15 protein-coding genes are annotated in these 15,460 nt (G+C 74.0%); 5 read left to right on the plus strand and 10 right to left on the minus strand.

Annotation, left to right across the window (positions count from 1 at the left end; all coding sequences use genetic code 11):
* Positions 1–5: 5 nt before the first annotated feature.
* Together ACFY3L_RS29770 and ACFY3L_RS29775 are read left to right on the plus strand one after the other, a co-directional pair.
* A complete protein-coding gene (locus tag ACFY3L_RS29770) occupies positions 6–704 on the plus strand; it encodes an ABC transporter ATP-binding protein (protein ID WP_389331122.1) in 699 nt (232 codons plus the stop codon).
* On the plus strand, positions 701–3,139 hold the full coding sequence (locus ACFY3L_RS29775; protein ID WP_389331125.1) for an FtsX-like permease family protein: 2,439 nt from the start codon (positions 701–703) through the stop codon (positions 3,137–3,139). The genes ACFY3L_RS29770 and ACFY3L_RS29775 overlap by 4 nt, the downstream gene beginning before the upstream one ends.
* 217 nt (positions 3,140–3,356) lie before the next feature.
* On the opposite strand, the gene ACFY3L_RS29780 is transcribed toward ACFY3L_RS29775, so the two are convergent.
* The 5 genes from ACFY3L_RS29780 to ACFY3L_RS29800 all read right to left on the minus strand — a co-directional run bounded on the left by ACFY3L_RS29780 (position 3,357) and on the right by ACFY3L_RS29800 (position 6,698).
* Entirely contained in the window at positions 3,357–3,635 is a 279-nt protein-coding gene (locus ACFY3L_RS29780) for a GlsB/YeaQ/YmgE family stress response membrane protein (RefSeq protein ID WP_344515253.1), read from the minus strand.
* A 71-nt stretch (positions 3,636–3,706) separates the two neighbouring features.
* Complete coding sequence (locus ACFY3L_RS29785) at positions 3,707–4,939, minus strand: MFS transporter (RefSeq protein WP_389331129.1); 1,233 nt, start codon at positions 4,937–4,939, stop codon at positions 3,707–3,709.
* Positions 4,936–5,520 carry a TetR/AcrR family transcriptional regulator gene (locus ACFY3L_RS29790; protein ID WP_389331132.1) on the minus strand — a complete coding sequence of 195 codons (585 nt, stop codon included), beginning with the start codon at positions 5,518–5,520 and terminating at the stop codon, positions 4,936–4,938. The genes ACFY3L_RS29785 and ACFY3L_RS29790 overlap by 4 nt, the downstream gene beginning before the upstream one ends.
* A gap of 2 nt (positions 5,521–5,522) precedes the next feature.
* Positions 5,523–6,095, minus strand: a complete 573-nt coding sequence (locus ACFY3L_RS29795) for a sugar O-acetyltransferase (protein WP_389331135.1) — start codon at positions 6,093–6,095, stop codon at positions 5,523–5,525.
* Positions 6,096–6,131: 36 nt separating this feature from the next.
* On the minus strand, positions 6,132–6,698 hold the full coding sequence (locus tag ACFY3L_RS29800; RefSeq protein ID WP_389331138.1) for a hypothetical protein: 567 nt from the start codon (positions 6,696–6,698) through the stop codon (positions 6,132–6,134).
* A 61-nt stretch (positions 6,699–6,759) separates the two neighbouring features.
* Between ACFY3L_RS29800 and ACFY3L_RS29805 the strand changes: the two genes are divergently transcribed.
* On the plus strand, positions 6,760–7,209 hold the full coding sequence (locus ACFY3L_RS29805; RefSeq protein WP_389331141.1) for a MarR family winged helix-turn-helix transcriptional regulator: 450 nt from the start codon (positions 6,760–6,762) through the stop codon (positions 7,207–7,209).
* On the opposite strand, the gene ACFY3L_RS29810 is transcribed toward ACFY3L_RS29805, so the two are convergent.
* From ACFY3L_RS29810 to ACFY3L_RS29830, 5 genes are all read right to left on the minus strand, one after another.
* Positions 7,206–7,997 carry a hypothetical protein gene (locus ACFY3L_RS29810; protein WP_389331144.1) on the minus strand — a complete coding sequence of 264 codons (792 nt, stop codon included), beginning with the start codon at positions 7,995–7,997 and terminating at the stop codon, positions 7,206–7,208. The two genes, ACFY3L_RS29805 and ACFY3L_RS29810, sit on opposite strands and share 4 nt — an antisense overlap.
* 2 nt (positions 7,998–7,999) lie before the next feature.
* Positions 8,000–8,872 carry an RNA polymerase sigma factor gene (locus ACFY3L_RS29815; protein ID WP_389331147.1) on the minus strand — a complete coding sequence of 291 codons (873 nt, stop codon included), beginning with the start codon at positions 8,870–8,872 and terminating at the stop codon, positions 8,000–8,002.
* A 131-nt stretch (positions 8,873–9,003) separates the two neighbouring features.
* Positions 9,004–11,328 carry a glycosyltransferase gene (locus tag ACFY3L_RS29820; protein ID WP_389331150.1) on the minus strand — a complete coding sequence of 775 codons (2,325 nt, stop codon included), beginning with the start codon at positions 11,326–11,328 and terminating at the stop codon, positions 9,004–9,006.
* Between the two features lie 2 nt (positions 11,329–11,330).
* Positions 11,331–11,708, minus strand: coding sequence for a hypothetical protein (locus ACFY3L_RS29825; RefSeq protein WP_389331153.1), 378 nt, complete (start codon positions 11,706–11,708; stop codon positions 11,331–11,333).
* Between the two features lie 31 nt (positions 11,709–11,739).
* A complete protein-coding gene (locus tag ACFY3L_RS29830; RefSeq protein ID WP_389331156.1) occupies positions 11,740–13,125 on the minus strand; it encodes an extracellular solute-binding protein in 1,386 nt (461 codons plus the stop codon).
* A gap of 87 nt (positions 13,126–13,212) precedes the next feature.
* Between ACFY3L_RS29830 and ACFY3L_RS29835 the strand changes: the two genes are divergently transcribed.
* Positions 13,213–14,391: a diguanylate cyclase domain-containing protein gene (locus ACFY3L_RS29835; RefSeq protein WP_389331159.1), complete on the plus strand. Its 1,179-nt coding sequence runs from the start codon at positions 13,213–13,215 to the stop codon at positions 14,389–14,391.
* Positions 14,392–14,422: 31 nt separating this feature from the next.
* Positions 14,423–15,448 carry a M4 family metallopeptidase gene (locus ACFY3L_RS29840; RefSeq protein WP_389331162.1) on the plus strand — a complete coding sequence of 342 codons (1,026 nt, stop codon included), beginning with the start codon at positions 14,423–14,425 and terminating at the stop codon, positions 15,446–15,448.
* Positions 15,449–15,460 lie beyond the last annotated feature (12 nt).

Raw genomic sequence — 15,460 nt, forward strand, 5'->3', positions numbered from 1 at the left:
GCGGCATGGTTGAGCTCGACGCCGTCACCAGGCGGTACGGAAAGACCACCGCGCTGGATGCGGTCACGGTCGCGTTCGCGCGGGGCACGTTCACGGCGGTGATGGGGCCGCCCGGCTCCGGCAAGTCGACGCTGCTGCAGTGCGCCGCCGGGCTCGACCGGCCCGACGCCGGCCGGGTCACGGTCGCCGGGCAGGACCTCACCGGGCTCAGCGAGCGCCGCCTCACGCTGCTGCGCCGCGAGCGGATCGGCTTCGTGTTCCAGGCGTTCAACCTGCTGCCCGCGCTCACCGCCCGGCAGAACGTCGGCCTCCCGCTGCGCCTCGCCGGCCGCCGCCCCGGCCGCGGCACGGTCGACCGGGCCCTGGCCGCCGTCGGCCTCGCCGACCGCGGCGGGCACCGGCCGCAGCAGCTGTCCGGCGGGCAGCAGCAGCGGGTCGCGATCGCCCGGGCCCTCGTCACCGGCCCGGCGGTCCTCTTCGCCGACGAGCCGACCGGCGCGCTGGACACCAACACGGGCCGCGACGTGCTGCGGCTGCTGCGGAACCTCGTCGATGAGCACCACCAGACGATCGTCATGGTCACCCACGACCCGGTCGCCGCCGCGCACGCCGACCGCGTGCTGTTCCTGACCGACGGCCGACTGTCCGGCTCACTGTCCGCCCCGACCGCGTCCGCGGTCATCGAGATGATGGCCGCGGCATGATCGGCATCGCGCTCGCGGGGCTGCGGCTGCGGTGGCGGTCGTTCGTGGGGACGTTCCTCGCGCTCGCGTTCGGCAGCGCCCTCATCGCCGCCATGGGGCAGGTCCTCGCCACCACCGCCACCGCACCGGACCGGCCGCCGCAGCGGTACGCGGCCTACCCGGTCGTGGTCGCGCCGCACGACACCCTGACCGTGCCGACCTGGCGCGGCGGCGACAGCCAGCCCCTCGCGGTCTCGCCCGGCCTGCCCGCGGAGGTCGTGGCGGCGCTGCCGGCCGGCCGGGTCGACCGGATCATCCCCGCGCAGTTCGCCGACGGGCCGCCCGGCTCAGGGGTTGCCCGGCCGTGGGCGCTCGCGCCCGCGCTGCTGTCGGGCCGCGCGCCCGCCGCGCCCGACGAGATCGCCACCTCCGGCGCACCGCTCGGCGCGCGGATCCGGGTCGTGACGGGTGACGGGGTCCGCTCGTACACCGTGACCGGCACCGTCCAGGAAGGACTCTTCTTCGCCGACGCCACCGCCGCACAGCTGCGGCCGCAGGTCGACGCCGTCGTCCTCGACGGTGCCGCCGAGCGGGTCCGGGCCGTGGTCGGCGACCGGGCCAGGGTGCTCACCGGCGACGACCGCGCCCGCCTCGACCCCGGCCGCGCCGCCGACAGCCGGGCCCGCAACAACGCCAACACGATCGTGGGCATCGCGCTGGGGTTCGCCGCGTTCGTCGCGATCTTCGTCGTCGCCTCGACGTTCGCGTTCGCCGTCGGGCAGCGGCGGCAGGAGTTCGCGCTGCTGCGGGCCGGCGGCGCGCTCCCCGGTCAGGTGCGGCGGCTGGTGTACTGGGAAGCCCTGGCGGTCGCACTCGTCGCCGCCGCGATCGGCGCCTCGGCCGGCCCCGCGCTGGCCCCGGCGCTGCTGGACCTGCTGCGGGAGCGTGGCATGGCGCCCGGCTGGGTGCACGCGGTCAGCCCGGCCCGGTGGCCGATGTGGACCGCCTTCGGCACCGGCGTCACCGTGGCGCTGCTCGGCGCGGTCACCGCGGCGTGGCGGGCCGGCAGGGTCCGCCCCGGCGAGGCGCTGCGCGAGACGGTCGTGGAGTCCCGGGCGATGCCGCCCGCCCGCTGGGTCGCCGGCGTGCTGACCCTCGGGACCGCGCTGGTCACGATGGCGGTGACGGCGGTCGACGACCCGGCGGCCGCGACCAACCGCAAGAGCTACATGCCGGTGGTGATGCTGCTGATCGCCGCCGCGGGCCTGCTCGCCCCGGCACTCGTCGCGGTCGTCGCCCGCCGGTTCGGCGATGTGGTCCCGCGCGGCACCGGCCTGCTGCTGGCGGTGCGCAACGTGACGGCCTCGGCGCGGCGGACGGCGGCGGTCGCGGCGCCCGTCCTCGTCACCGTCGGGCTGGCCGCGTCGCTGCTCATCGCGTCGGACCTCACCGACGAGGCGAAGAACGTGCTGCGCGCCAGGCCCGCGCACGCCGACTTCCTGGTCCTGCCCGACGGCCAGGAAACCGGTCCAGGCCTGGACCGGGAGCTCGTCGCCGGGCTGCGGGGCGTCCCCGGTGTCGACGTCACCTTCAGCACCGACACCAGCGTGTACACCCTGGAAGGCGGCACGGCGCTGGTCCGGCGCGACGCGGCGGCGGTCGACGGCGTGCCCGCCGGCGGGATCAAGGTCGCCGGCGACTGGGGGCTGCGCGCCGGCGACACGGCCAGGTTGTGGCTCGCCGACGGCAGCGAGGCGCACCTGCGGGTCCTGGAGGTGCTGCCGCCGGGGAGTGCGGTCGACGCCTACCTGCCCTTGTCACTGCCACTGTCCGCCGGGACGCCGCCGTCGGTCGCGTACGTGCGGCTGCGCCCCGGCACCGACCCGGCCACCGCGGGTGCGGCGCTGCGGGCCGCCGCGGACGGGCACCGGGCCCGGACGGTCACGCGCGAGGCGTGGCTGGCGGCCGCGCGCCAGGGCCAGGGTTCGGCGAGCCGGCTCGGGCTGCTGGTGGTGCTCGGGATCGTGCTCGCGTACACCACCCTGGCGATGGTCAACACGCTGCTGATGGCGGCGCCGGACCGGGCGGGGGAGCGGCGGTCGCTGGGTCTGCTGGGGGCCAGCCGGCGGCAGGTCCTGGCCTGGACGGCGGTCGAGACGCTGGTCACGGTCGCGCTGGGCGTCCTGCTCGGGGTGGTGGTCGCGGTGGTCGCGGTGGCCGGCCTGTGGACGACGCTGCTGGGCGTCGCCGGGGCGGTGACGGTGACGGTGCCGTGGGCCACCCTGGGTGGCGTGACCGGGGGAACGGCGTTGATCGCGGTCGCTGCGGCGCTGGTGGGAGCCGCTGACAGGAAGCCCCGGAGAAATAGTGAGACCGGCACCCACGGGGGAAGGCGCCGGTCTACTGCATCCAAGGATAAGCCGCCCGCGGCGCATCCGCCAGTGCCAACCGGATGACGTCCGCCGTGGACGATCGGAGATCTGGCCACCGCGATGCCGCCGCCCGTTCATCGGACGCCCAGTCGAGCGAGCGCTTCGTACACACGTTCCATCCACAGCCTGTGGATAGCACATGTGTACGAAGGAGGGTTGCCTGCTCAGGCCCTGTGGATAACGTTGTGGAGACAGCGAGCGACCCCCGGCCGGGGATGGCCGGGGGTCGCTCGAGACGCGGTCAGAGGGCTCGGTGGCCCCGGCCGGCGAAGCCGGCGACCAGCGCGACACCGATGGCGGCCACGATCACCTGGACCAGGAGCTCGCCCCAGTCGACGCCGGGCGTGTCGGTCGCGATGCCGACAGCGTTGGCGATGAAGGTGCCGATCAGAGCGGCGACGACGCCGATGACCATCGTCAGCCAGATCGGGATGTTCTGGCGGCCGGGGACCACCAGCCTGCCGAGCGCGCCCACGATCAGACCGACGATCAGCGCGGTGATGATTCCGGTGACGGTCACGGTTCCTCCTCGTTTCCGAAGTAGCGGCGTCGATGTGCCGCTACCTCAGGGGTGCCCGATCGCTTTTGCGGTCAAACACGGGCCGAGGTCTGCGATGAATCCGGCAGCGGGCGGATCGCGCCCGCCAGCAGGAAGGCGACGGTCAGCAGGACAGGGATCGCGATGAGTGCCCGGAGGACCGACATGTGGTCGCCGAGCAGCCCGATCAGCGGCGGGCCGCCGAGGAACGCGCAGTAGCCGATCGACGCCACCACGCTGACCCGCCCCGCGGCCCTGGCCGGGTCGTCGGAGGCGGCGCTCATCGCGACAGGGAAGCCGAGCGATGCGCCGGTGCCCCACAGGAGCGCGCCGGCGTACGCGGTCGGGGTGTTGGGGCCGAAGATGAACAGCGCCAGGCCGGCGAGGGCGATCACGGCGAGGGCCCGCACGACGGGGACGCGGCCGAAGCGGTCCAGCAGCGCCGGGCCGAACCAGCGGCCGGCGGTCATCGCGGCCAGGAACACGGTGAAGGCGAGCGTGCCGACGGCGGCCGGGGCGTCGTACCCGTCGATGACGGCCACGGCGATCCAGTCGATGCCGGCGCCCTCGGTGAAGGCGAACGCCAGGACGAAGACGCCGACGAGCAGGGTGCGCGGCTCGGTCCAGAACTCGAGCAGCCGGCCCTTCTTCGGAGCGTCGCCTCCGGCGGGCACGCCGCCTTCCGCGGGAGCGTCGTCCGGCAGGAACGCGCGGACCATGACGAACGTGCTGACGCCGGCGAGCACGGCGAACGCGGTCAGGTGGGCGGTGACCGGCACCTTCAGCGCGACCATCGCGGTGCCGAGCAGGGCGCCGGCGACGGTGCCGACGCTGTACCCGGCGTGGAAGCGCGGCATGATCGCCCGGCCGAGGCGGCGCTCGACGAGCGCGCCCTGGACGTTCATCGCCACGTCCCAGGCCCCGTTGGCGAAGCCGAACGCGAACAGGCCGAGCACGACCGGCGGCACGCCGAGGTGGTACCCGGTCGCGACGACGGCCAGGCCGGCGGTGAGCAGGAGCGCCATCGCCGAGACCGTGGCGCGGGAGCCGAGGCGGGCGACGATCTGGCCCGACAGGACGAGCGAGATGATCGACCCGACCGCGATGGCGACGAGGACCAGGCCGAGCTGCGACGGGCCGAGGCGCAGGTCGTCGCGGATCTGCGGGATACGGGTGGCCCAGCTCGCCATCGCGAACCCGGACCAGATGAAGGCGGCGTAGACGGCGCGGGTCGCGGCGCGCAGTGATCGGTCGGTGGTGGCTGCCGGCCCGGCGGTCAGGGTCATCGCGGGTCTCCGTTGATCTGTGGGTCGTGTGCCGGATGGTGCAGAACCCGGGCCACGATCACGCGGATCTCCTCGCGTGAGACGGGTGCCGTGGACAGGGTCTTGTGCATGACCAGGCCCTCGATCAGGGCGTCGACGCCCCGGGCGGTGGTCGGGTCGACGAAGCGTTCGAGGACCGCGCGGCTGGTGCGCATCCAGGTCTCGGTGATGGTGCGCAGCTCGGGGTCGCGCAGCGCGGCCAGGTAGAGCTCGTAGGCGATGGCCCAGTCGGCGGCGTCGGCGCCGGCGTCGCCGTGGATCAGGTCGGTGACCGCCTCGATCAGCGCTTCATGCGTGTGTACGTGCAGGAAGTGCGACTCGTAGACGACCGACATCCGCTCGGCGTGCCGGCGGAAGGCCTGCGCCCGCAGGTCGTCGAGGCTGCTGAAGTGGTACGTCAGCGACCCCAGCGGCACGTCCGCCGCCGCCGCGATGAGCCGGTGGGTGGTGCCCGCGACGCCGTGCTCGGCGATCACCGCGATCGCGGCGTCGACGATGCGGTCCTTCCGGTTCGGGTCGTGCCGCCGTGTTCCCGCCGCCACCGTCAATCCTGGCCAGGCAGCCGGCGGACGATCCGGGCCGGGGTGCCGACCGCGAGGACGCCCGCGGGGAGGTCACGGACGACCACGGAACCGGCGCCGACGACGGTGTCGGGGCCGATCGTGACACCGGGGCAGACGATGACGCCGCCGCCGAGCCAGACGTTGTCGCCGATGACGATCGGCTTCGCCGCCTCCCACTTGTCGCGGCGCGGGCCGGGCTCCAGCGGGTGGGTGGAGGTCAGCAGCTGCACGCCGGGGCCCATCTGCACGTCGTCGCCGATCGTGATCGTCGCGACGTCGTTGCAGACCAGCCCCCAGTTGGCGAACGCGCGGGCGCCGAACGTCGTCTGGTATCCGTAGTCGCAGCGCAGCGGCGGGCGCACGTAGGCGCCCTCGCCGAACCCGCCGAGCAGCTCGGTCAGCACCGCCCGCAGGCCCTCGTGGTCGGTGGGGTCCATCGTGTTGAACCTGTGGGTGAGCGCCTGCGCGCGGGCGTCGTCGGCCGCCAGCTGCGGGTCCTCGGCGCGGTACAGCTCCCCGGCGAGCATCCGCTCCCGCATGGTCCGCTCGGTCATGTGTACAACCGTACACTCGCTATGTACATCTGTACACTATGCGTCTGCCACGCGGCGACGCCGGCTGACCAGCGCGGCGACCAGAGCGGCGGGGACCCACAGGTACACCGCGAAGAACCCGGCGAACTTCAGCGCCGCGGCGGTCGAGTAGAGGACCGCGACGACCGGGTTCACCGAGTCCGGGTCGGGCAGCATGGCGAAGGAGAGCAGGTTCTCCACCACGTCGCACAGCGGGGCGAACGGGCCCAGCGCCACGGCGGCGGTGGCGACCCGCCGGCCGCGGCTGCCGGCCGGGAACGCGTGGGCGACCAGCGCGAGGGCGGCCGTGAAGAACAGTGCCGTGGCGGCGATGAAGGTGAAGTCCATGAACTGGGTCTGCCAGTAGACGCCGAGGGTGCCCGCCTGCCGCATCGTGGTGTACCAGCCGGAGAGCTTGCCGGCGCTGAACGACAGCTGGCCGACGTAGTAGGGCACCGGGTAGCCGGAGCGGGCGTAGAACCCGTCGAGGACCGTCTGGGTGACCCGCTGGGCGACGAAGCCGGCCGCGGTGGCGCCGATGAGGACCGGGAGCTTCGCGCGCTGCACACGCTCAATGAATTCCATGGAATGTATCTTGCGAGGGTCGTGCGGTGACGTCAAGTGTTCCATGGAATATATTTGCCGGATGAACCCTCAGACGCGCGCTGAGCTGCAAGGGCGGGCGATGCGCGAACTGTCGATCGCGCACCAGCTCGCCGAGACGCGGCTCAACCGGGCGCTCCGCCCGCTCGGCCTGACCATGACCCACACCGCGGTCCTGCTCCACCTCGCCAACGCCGGCCCCGGCTCGGTCGGCGACATCGCCGCCGCGATGGAGGTCAACCAGCCCGCCGTCTCGAAGACCCTCAAGACGCTGGTCGACCGCGGCGCGGTGACGATGGAGGCCGCCCCCGGCGACGCCCGCCGGCGCAGCGTCGCGCTGACCCCGCTCGGCGGCGAGCTGATCGGCCAGGCCATGCGCGCCATGCACCCCGACGCGACGGTCGCCTTCGCCGGCCTCGACGACGAGCGCCTGCGCCACCTCGTCGACCTCCTCGCGGAGGTCCGCGCCACCCTGGACGCGGCGCGGCGTTAGCTGCGGGACGCCTTGGCCGGGTGGGTGCGGCTGGGCTTGGCGGCGCTGGGCTTGACCGTGCCCGGCCGGGAGGCTTCCACGGTGGAGGGCGTGGCGTCCGAGCCCTCCGCGCCAGGCTGGGAGGCTGCCGGGGTGGAGGGCGCGGATGTCGGGCCGAGGACGCCCCGGCAGAAGTCGTTGATCCCGGTGTCGCTCTTCGCCGCGTGGGCGAGGGTGCGGCGGTCCTCACCGGTGACCGGCGGCGCCTTCGGGTCGTTGCGGCTCGCCTGCCACGCACGGCAGAGCTCCGCGATCCGGGCGGCGCTCGGGCCGGTCGCCTCCGGTGACGGCGCCCGCGCCGGCGTCGGCGTCGACGCGGCGGCCGTCGACCCGGGCGGCGAGGCCGGTGACCGGGTGGCCGGCGCGCCGGCCGGGTCGTCGCCGAACAGCGACTCGACGGTGCGCCGCACGGGATCCGGCAGGGGGCCGCCGCTCGCCGCGTACGCGGTGCCACCCAGCGACACGACCGCCGCGGCGGCGCACGCGATGAGGGCGTTGCGCCGCCGGCGCCACGTGCGGCGGTATGCCAGGCGGAACTCCCGCACGGTGTCGTCCTCGCCGGTGAGCTCGGCGGGCAGGGCCGGCCCCGCGGCGGCGACGAGCAGCGCGGCGACGCCGGCGTGCTGCTCGGCGGCCGGCTCGCGCAGGGTGAGCAGGCGCTCCACGGCGTCAGGGGTCAGGCCGTCAGCCAGTCCATCCAGGGCCGGTGCGTCAGGGGTCAGTGCGTCAGGGGTCGGTGCTTCGGGCATGATCAGCCGCCTTCCCGCGGATCGAAGCCGCGGTGCGCCTGGACTTCGGGGTGTTCGGCCAGCCGGCGCAGTCCTCGCATCGTCGCGACACGGACCGCGCCGGGGCGCTTGCCCAGGACCTTGGCGGTGCCGGCGACGTCGAGACCGGCCACGACGCGCAGCATCACCGCCTCCGCCTGGTCGGGGGGCAGGGTGCGGATCATCCGCAGCGCCCACTCGGTGCCGGACCGGTCGCCGGCGTCCAGGGCCACGTCGCGGACGATCTCGCCGGCCGCCTCGCGGACCTCGTGCACGGTCTGGTGCGGCTCCTCGCGGCGCCGCCACGCGCGCCGGTTCTCGTCGATGCCGCGGTTGCGGGCGATCCGGAAGAGCCACACCCGGAACGCGGTCGTGCCGCCGCTGAACCGCCGCAGGTCCCGGGACGCCTGCAGCCACGTCTCGGACGCCACGTCCTCGGCCGCGTCGCCGCAGACGACCCGCAGGTAGCGCAGCACCAGCGGCTGCAGCGCCCGCCACAGCTCCGCGAAGGCCGTGGCGTCGCCGCCGACCGCGCCGGCCAGGGCCGCCTCCAGCCGATCGTCGAGCGTGGCCTCGCCCAGCTCCTGCTCGACCCGCGCCGTCAGGTCGGCGTCCGCGGGCGTCATGGCGTCGCCGTCCACCAAGTTGCCGGCGTCGTTGTCCGCCGCGGTACCGGTGTCACCGCGCGCGGGCGTCATGGCGGCGCTGTCCGCGGATGCCGTGGCGTCGCCCTGCGTGGGAGTTCTGGCGTCGCGCTGCGTGGGTGGCTTGGCGTCGCCGTCCGCGGTCCTTCTGACGTTGCCACCTGCCGTCATGTTGGCGTCGCCGTACGCGGGTGTCCTGGCGTCGCGTTGCATGGATGTCCTGGCGTCGCGCTGCGTGGGTGGCTTGGCGTCGCCGTCCGCGGTCCTTCTGACGTTGGCGCCTGCCGGCGGCCGCGCGGAGCAGCCGTGGGAGTACGGCGTCGGATGAGTGCCGGCCAAGGCGGTCACGGCCGGCCCGGCAGATCCGACGGCCACGCCCGGCCGTCGCGCCCCTGCGCCACCCACGGCTCCCGCCCCTGCGCCACCCACGGCTCCCGCCCCTGCGCCACCCACGGCTCCCGCCCGTGCGCCACCTGCGGCTCGAAGCCCGGTGTCGCACGCGGCTCGAAGGTCTGCGCCACCCGCGGGTCGAAGGCCTGCGCCGCGCGTGGCTCGGAGCCGTGCGCCACCCGCGGTGCCTGGTCCGGGGCCGCCTGCGGCGCGCGGTGCGGCACGGAGGCGTTCGGGAGTGCGGGCCCGCGCGGGGTGACGGCGGCCGCGGCGAGGCCGGCGCGGGCCGACGCCTGCCAGCGCTGCCGGCCGCCGAGCAGCGCGGCGACGGCCGACTGGATGACGACCAGGTAGAGCAGCTGGCGGTACACCACCTGCTGCAGCGGCACGGTCCACAACGGCCCAAGGGATTCGCGGTCGAGGCGGAGCGCGTAACCGGCGGCCAGGACCTGCAGGGCGGTGAAGCCGCACCACACGGCGGCCACCTGGGCCCAGGGCAGGAAGAGGAGGCTGTAGACGGCGTAGACGTCGATGAGCGGCGCGGTCAGCGGCAGGAGCATCTGGAAGACCGCCAGGTAGACCAGGCCGCGCCGGCCCAGGTGGCCGCGCTCGCGGACGGCCCGGCGATGCTTCCAGGCCGCCTGCATCGTGCCGTAGCACCACCGGTACCGCTGCCGCCACAGCTGCCGCAGCGACGACGGCGCCTCGGTCCAGGCGATGGCGCGGTCCGCGTAGACGACCCGCCACCCGGCGCGCAGGATGGCCATCGTCAGGTCGGTGTCCTCGGCGAGGGTGTCCGCGGGCACCCCGCCGGTGTCGAGCAGCGCCGCCCGGCGGAAGGCGCCGATCGCGCCCGGGATGGTCGGCATGCACTCGCCGAGGTCGAACATGCGCCGGTCGAGGTTGAAGCCGACCACGTACTCCAGGTGCTGCCACCGGCCGAGCAGCCCGCCCCGGTTGGCGACCTTCGTGTTGCCGCTGACCGCGCCGACGGACGGGTCGGCGAACGGCTGGACGAGCCGGCCGGTCGCGTCCGGCTCGAACACGGTGTCGCCGTCGACCAGCACCAGCAGCTCCCCGATCGCGGCCGCGATGCCGGTGTTGAGCGCGGCCGGCTTCCCGGCGTTGGCCTGGCGGATCAGGCGGACGTTCGACAGGCCCTCGCGCGACGCGAGGCGGCGCACCACGTCGGCGGTGTCGTCGGTGGAGCCGTCGTCGACGACGACGACCTCGAGCGCCGGGTAGTCGTTGGCGACCAGCGAGCGGACCGTCGCGGCGATGTTCGCCGACTCGTTGTAGGCCGGCACGATGACCGACACCAGGCCGAAGGACCGCAACCGGGCCGCGGCGGCAGCGGCGCGGCGTGCGTGCCGGCGGGCGATGGCCACCTGGACGACGAGCCTGACCAGGGCGAGCACGGTGGCGACGACGATCAGCCACCACATCGCGCCGCTGATCCAGCCGCCGGCGGTCTGCGCCCAGCGCAGCGCGTGGCCGCGGGCGACGTCTGCGGTGCCGGCCGCCGCGTCCGGCGGCAGGCCGAGCCCTTCGGAGACCGTGACGAAGCGGCGCCCGGGGGTGGCGGCGATCCGCTCGACCGCGGCCACCGTCTGCGTGCGGTCGCCGCCGCCGTCGTGCAGCAGCACGACCCCGCCCGGTGCGGCCGCGGCGACGATGGCGTCCACGCCCGGCCGCTGCCAGTCCTGCGTGTCGCGGTCGGTCATGACGGTGAGGAACCCGGCGGGCAGCCGCTCCGGCGTCGACAGGTACGGCGGGCGCAGCAGCCGCACGGTCCGCCCGGTCGCCGCGGCGATCGCGGTGCGGGTGAGGTCGAGCTCGAGCCGCTGCCGCCAGGCGGGCAGCGCGGCCAGGTCGGCGTGGGTGAAGGTGTGCACGCCGAGCTCGTGCCCTTCGGCGACGATGCGCCGCACCAGCTCCGGATGCCGGTTCACCCGCGAGCCGACCACGAAGAACGTGGCCCGCGCGTGGTGGCGGCGCAGCGCGTCGAGGACCAGCGGCGTCCACCGCGGGTCGGGCCCGTCGTCGAACGTGAGCGCGACCGCGCCGGCCGGCATCCCGGCGGAGCGCACGGTGCCGTCCGTCTGGACCTGCAGCACCGGTCCCAGCTCGCCGGGGGCGGCCGACGGCTCGGCGCCGGGCACGCCCCGCACCCAGCCGTCGAGGCACAGCTCGGCGAGCAGGACCGCCATGACGAGCAGGAGCAGCAGCCAGTGCGCTCTGGGCGCCCTGGACGCCCGGTGGGACACGCGTCGGGCCACGGTTACTTCGTCCGGCTCGGTCGCGGATTGCCAGGGTGCGCCGTCTTGCGGTTGTCGTGCGGCTCGCTGGCGCTCGCCGACGGGCTGGGCGACGCGCCGCCACCGGTCACGGGCGCGGCGGCGGGGCGCGCCGAGGTGGGCTTCGCGGAAGGCCGAGCCGGCGTGCCGCTGGTCGGTGCCGTCCCGAGTCCTGCCTGGTGGCGGCCCATCTGGCCGTTTTCCGGCAAACCGGGCAGCGGCACCGGCGAGGCGCCCAGCAGCCCCGCGATCAGCAGCGCGCAACCGGCCACGAGCAGCACGCCGAGGCCGGCCCCGAGGATCGTGAAGAGCCTCCGGCGCCGGCCGCTGCGGTCCACGAAGACCGGGTCGACCACATCCACGGGAGAAGGAGCGGCGAGACCCCCGAAAGCGTTACGGTGTGATCCCCGTGTTCGTCGGGTCACGCAGCGCTTCATCGATGTCCGCGGTCGTCCTGGCCATGATCGCCTGGACCTGGCTGCGGCCCAGGGCCCCGGGCGCGCTCCACAGCTCCCGCAGGTCCTTCGCGATCACCGACTCGACGATGATCCAGGCCGAGACCGACGGGTACATCTTGCCGTGCGGGATCATCTCCCGGAACGCGGCGTACTCCGGCTCGGTCGCCAGCTTGGTGCCCTCGATCGCCTCGGTGCGCGCCGGCCACAGCCCCGAGTTGACGCTGTAGCGCTGCTGGCTCGCCTTGCCCGTCAGGTACCGGACGAACTCGAACGCCGCCTCGGGGTGCTTCGCCTCCTTGAGGATGCCCAGGTTGGAGCCGCCCAGGAAGCCGAACCGGCCCGCCTTCCCGGCCGGCATCGGCGCCGTCGACCAGCCCGCCTTCAGACCGGCGCGGGAGGTGTCGGAGGCGAACTCGGCGACCGACTGGGAGTTGTCGATGGTGATGGCGCCGGTACCTTCGGCGAACGCGCGCGGCACGTCGCTGGAGGACAGCGCCATCGCCTTCGGGTCGTCGTAGAGCCCGATGAGCCGCTGGTAGTACGTGACGCCGTCGACCGCGGCGGGCTCGGCGAGCATCGACTTCGTGCCGTCGTCCTTGATCAGGTCGCCGCCGGCGCCCCAGATGAACGGGGCCACGTTGTGGATGATGCCGAAGTTGTTCTGCAGGCCGATGGCGAGCGGCGCGACCCCCGCGTCGGACGCCTTGATCTTCTGCAGGGTCTCCTCGAAGGAGTCCCAGGTCGCGAACGCCTCCTTCGGGTCCAGGCCGAGCTTGCGCAGCACGTCCGTGCGGTAGAACAGGGCGCGGATGTCGATCAGCCACGGCAGCGCCGTGATGTCGGGCGACGTGATCAGGTGGCTGGAGCTCCAGCTCGCCTTGGCGAAGACGTCCTCGCCGCCGACCGCCGCGATCTCCTCGGCGCTGTACGGGCGCAGCGCGCCGATCGAGCTGAAGCCCGCCACCCAGGTCGTGCCCAGGACCGTCACGTCGGGGCCCTCGCCGCTGGTCGACGCGGTGCTGAGCCGGGTGAGCGCCTCGTCCCACGGCACCCGGACCGCCTTGACCGTGATGTTGGGGTGCGCCTTGTGGAACTCCTCGGTCTCGGTGATCACCGCCTGGTCCTGCACCGGCCCGCCGTACGGCATGTACCAGAACTCGATCGTGACGGGCGGGCGGCCGGCGGCGTACCCGACACCACCCGTACCCTCGCCGTCCTTCTTCCCGCACGCCGCGGCGGGCAGGAGCGACGCGGCGGCGGCCGCCGCGGTCATGATCAGCCGGCGACGGCTCAGGCTGCGGTGCACTGGAGAGCCCCTCATGAAGGGCCAATCGTCCCGAGGCCCCTGGTGCTGAGAATCTCTGGCGCAAAACTCGAAGGTCGGCGCGCGCGTGCCGATAGCCATGCCATGCGGAAGGTCGGGAAGCTCGGGTGGCGCTGGCCGCGGGTGCTGGCGCTCGCGGTCGTGCTCCTGGGCGGGGTCACGTTCGCCAACGTGTACCTGCACGGCAGGAGCCAGTCCCAGGAGGCGACCCGCTCACACCTCAGCGAGCTCAACATGCTCCTGCACGAGGAGAGCTCGCTGCAGTGGAAGACCGTCGCCGACCGCAACACGCCAGTGACGGTCGCCCGCGAGCTCGGCGAGATCCGCAGCCGCGAACGCGACATCGTCGACGCGCTCGGCGACCTCGACGCCGCCACCGTGCAGCAGATCGAGGACAGCGTCAGCGCCTACCACGCCGTGCTGGACACCGAGCTCGGCATGCTCGGCGTCGGCAAGATCGCCGAGGCGCGGGCGCTGGAGAAGCGGCAGACCGAGCCGCAGTTCGGCCGGCTGAACGCCCAGCTGCGCAGCATCGAGCAGCAGGCGGCCGACGCCGCCGCGCTGGCCAACACCATCGCCGACCTGTCGCTCGCCGTCGCCATGACCCTCGCCGTCACCACGATCGGCTGGCTGCTCTACCGCTTCGAGCGCGAGCACCGCCTCACCACCAAGGCCAACGAGGAGATGCTGGAGCAGCAGCAGATCGCCCTCGACACGCTCGCCGAGCACGAGGCGCTGATCCGCCACCAGGCGTCCCACGACCCGCTGACCGGCCTGCCGAACCGCCGCATGCTCACCGAGCTGCTGGAGGCCGGCGAGGACGGCGAGCTCGCCGACCAGGCGCTGCTCCTGGTCGACCTGGACAACTTCAAGCCCGTCAACGACCAGCTCGGCCACGCCGCCGGCGACGATCTCCTCATCGGCGTCGCCGGCCGGCTGCTCGCCGCGGTCCGCGGCGACGACACCGTGGTCCGCCTCGGCGGCGACGAGTTCGCGGTCGTCATCGCCGGCGGCGACGCCGGCGTCGCCGTCCGCGTCGCCGAGCGCATCGTCGCCGCTGTCGGCGAGCCGTTCGAGATCGCCGGCACCGAGGTCCGCGTCGGCGCCAGCGTGGGCGTCGCGATCAGCGGCGGCGGCCGCGACGGCGGGCAGCTGCTCCGCGACGCCGACATGGCGATGTACCAGGTGAAACAGGGCACCAAGGGCGGCTTCGCCGTCTACAAGGAGCCGACCGTCCGCCTGGTCCACCAGGCCGTCCGGTAACGCCCGCGGCGCGTCCGCCGCTCCTTCGCGCATGAAGGACAGGATCCTCGCACTGACCGCGGCGGTGGCCACGGTCGTGTCCGTCGGGGCGGCCGGACCGGCGCACGCCACGCCGACCGGCGACTCGGCGACCGCGACCGTGTTCTACCCGAATCCGGTGCAGGCCCTCGGACTGCAGAGCCTGGTCGATGCGAAGGACGCCGACAGCCCGGCGTTCGCACCGGCCTACCGTCGGGTCACGCTCACCGACCTCGACGGCTCCGGCAAGCTGTCCGGCCGGTACGTGGTCGTGAAGAGCTCCACCGGCAAGGCGGCCCTCGCCGTCGACGGCGCGTTCCCCGCCTGGCATCGCGACGCCGACCAGTTCGAGCAGGTGATGGCCTACCACTGGGTGACCACCGCGCAGCGGTACCTGCAGCACCTGGGCTTCGGCTCGACGCTCAGGCCGGTCAACCAGCGCCGGATCGAGGTCCGCATCGACCAGTACGGCGGCGACAACTCATTCTTCCGCGACGACAAGGCCAACATCACCCTCGGCAAGGGCGGGGTCGACGACGCGGAGGACGCCGAGGTCATCGTGCACGAGTACGGCCACTCGGTGCAGGACGGCCAGGTGCCCGGCTTCGGCACGACCCTCGAGTCGGGTGCGATCGGTGAGGCGTTCGGCGACTACCTGGCCGTTGCGGTCAGCAGCTGGGCGGCCGGGGTGCCTGTCCACACCCCGGAGGCATGCGTCGCGGACTGGGACTCCGTCTCCTATACCAGCACCGTGCCGCACTGCCTGCGCCGGCTCGACGGCACCAAGCACTACCCGGAGAGCGTCGTCGGCGAGGTCCACGCCGACGGCGAGATCTGGTCCCGCGCCCTGTGGGACATCCGGGCGGCGCTCGGTGACACCCGAGCCAGCACCCTGATCGTGGAGGCGCAGTTCGCCTTCACGGTCGACACCACGTTCGCGGCGGCAGCCCAGGCCACCGTGGACGCTGCACAACGCCTCTACGGCGCCCCGGCCGCCCAGGCGACCCGGGCCGCGTTCGTCGCGCGCGGTTTGTTGTAGGTCATCGCCCCG

Source organism: Dactylosporangium sp. NPDC000521, assembly GCF_042898305.1.
Lineage (GTDB): Bacteria > Actinomycetota > Actinomycetes > Mycobacteriales > Micromonosporaceae > Dactylosporangium.

Coding starts and splice junctions, on each gene's coding strand:
- ACFY3L_RS29770 (WP_389331122.1), top strand. CDS start 6: ATGGTTGAGCTCGACGCCGTCACCAGGCGGTACGGAAAGACCACCGCG.
- ACFY3L_RS29775 (WP_389331125.1), top strand. CDS start 701: ATGATCGGCATCGCGCTCGCGGGGCTGCGGCTGCGGTGGCGGTCGTTC.
- ACFY3L_RS29785 (WP_389331129.1), bottom strand. CDS start 4,939: ATGACCCTGACCGCCGGGCCGGCAGCCACCACCGACCGATCACTGCGC.
- ACFY3L_RS29795 (WP_389331135.1), bottom strand. CDS start 6,095: ATGACCGAGCGGACCATGCGGGAGCGGATGCTCGCCGGGGAGCTGTAC.
- ACFY3L_RS29800 (WP_389331138.1), bottom strand. CDS start 6,698: ATGGAATTCATTGAGCGTGTGCAGCGCGCGAAGCTCCCGGTCCTCATC.
- ACFY3L_RS29805 (WP_389331141.1), top strand. CDS start 6,760: ATGAACCCTCAGACGCGCGCTGAGCTGCAAGGGCGGGCGATGCGCGAA.
- ACFY3L_RS29810 (WP_389331144.1), bottom strand. CDS start 7,997: ATGCCCGAAGCACCGACCCCTGACGCACTGACCCCTGACGCACCGGCC.
- ACFY3L_RS29815 (WP_389331147.1), bottom strand. CDS start 8,872: ATGCAACGCGACGCCAGGACACCCGCGTACGGCGACGCCAACATGACG.
- ACFY3L_RS29830 (WP_389331156.1), bottom strand. CDS start 13,125: ATGAGGGGCTCTCCAGTGCACCGCAGCCTGAGCCGTCGCCGGCTGATC.
- ACFY3L_RS29835 (WP_389331159.1), top strand. CDS start 13,213: ATGCGGAAGGTCGGGAAGCTCGGGTGGCGCTGGCCGCGGGTGCTGGCG.
- ACFY3L_RS29840 (WP_389331162.1), top strand. CDS start 14,423: ATGAAGGACAGGATCCTCGCACTGACCGCGGCGGTGGCCACGGTCGTG.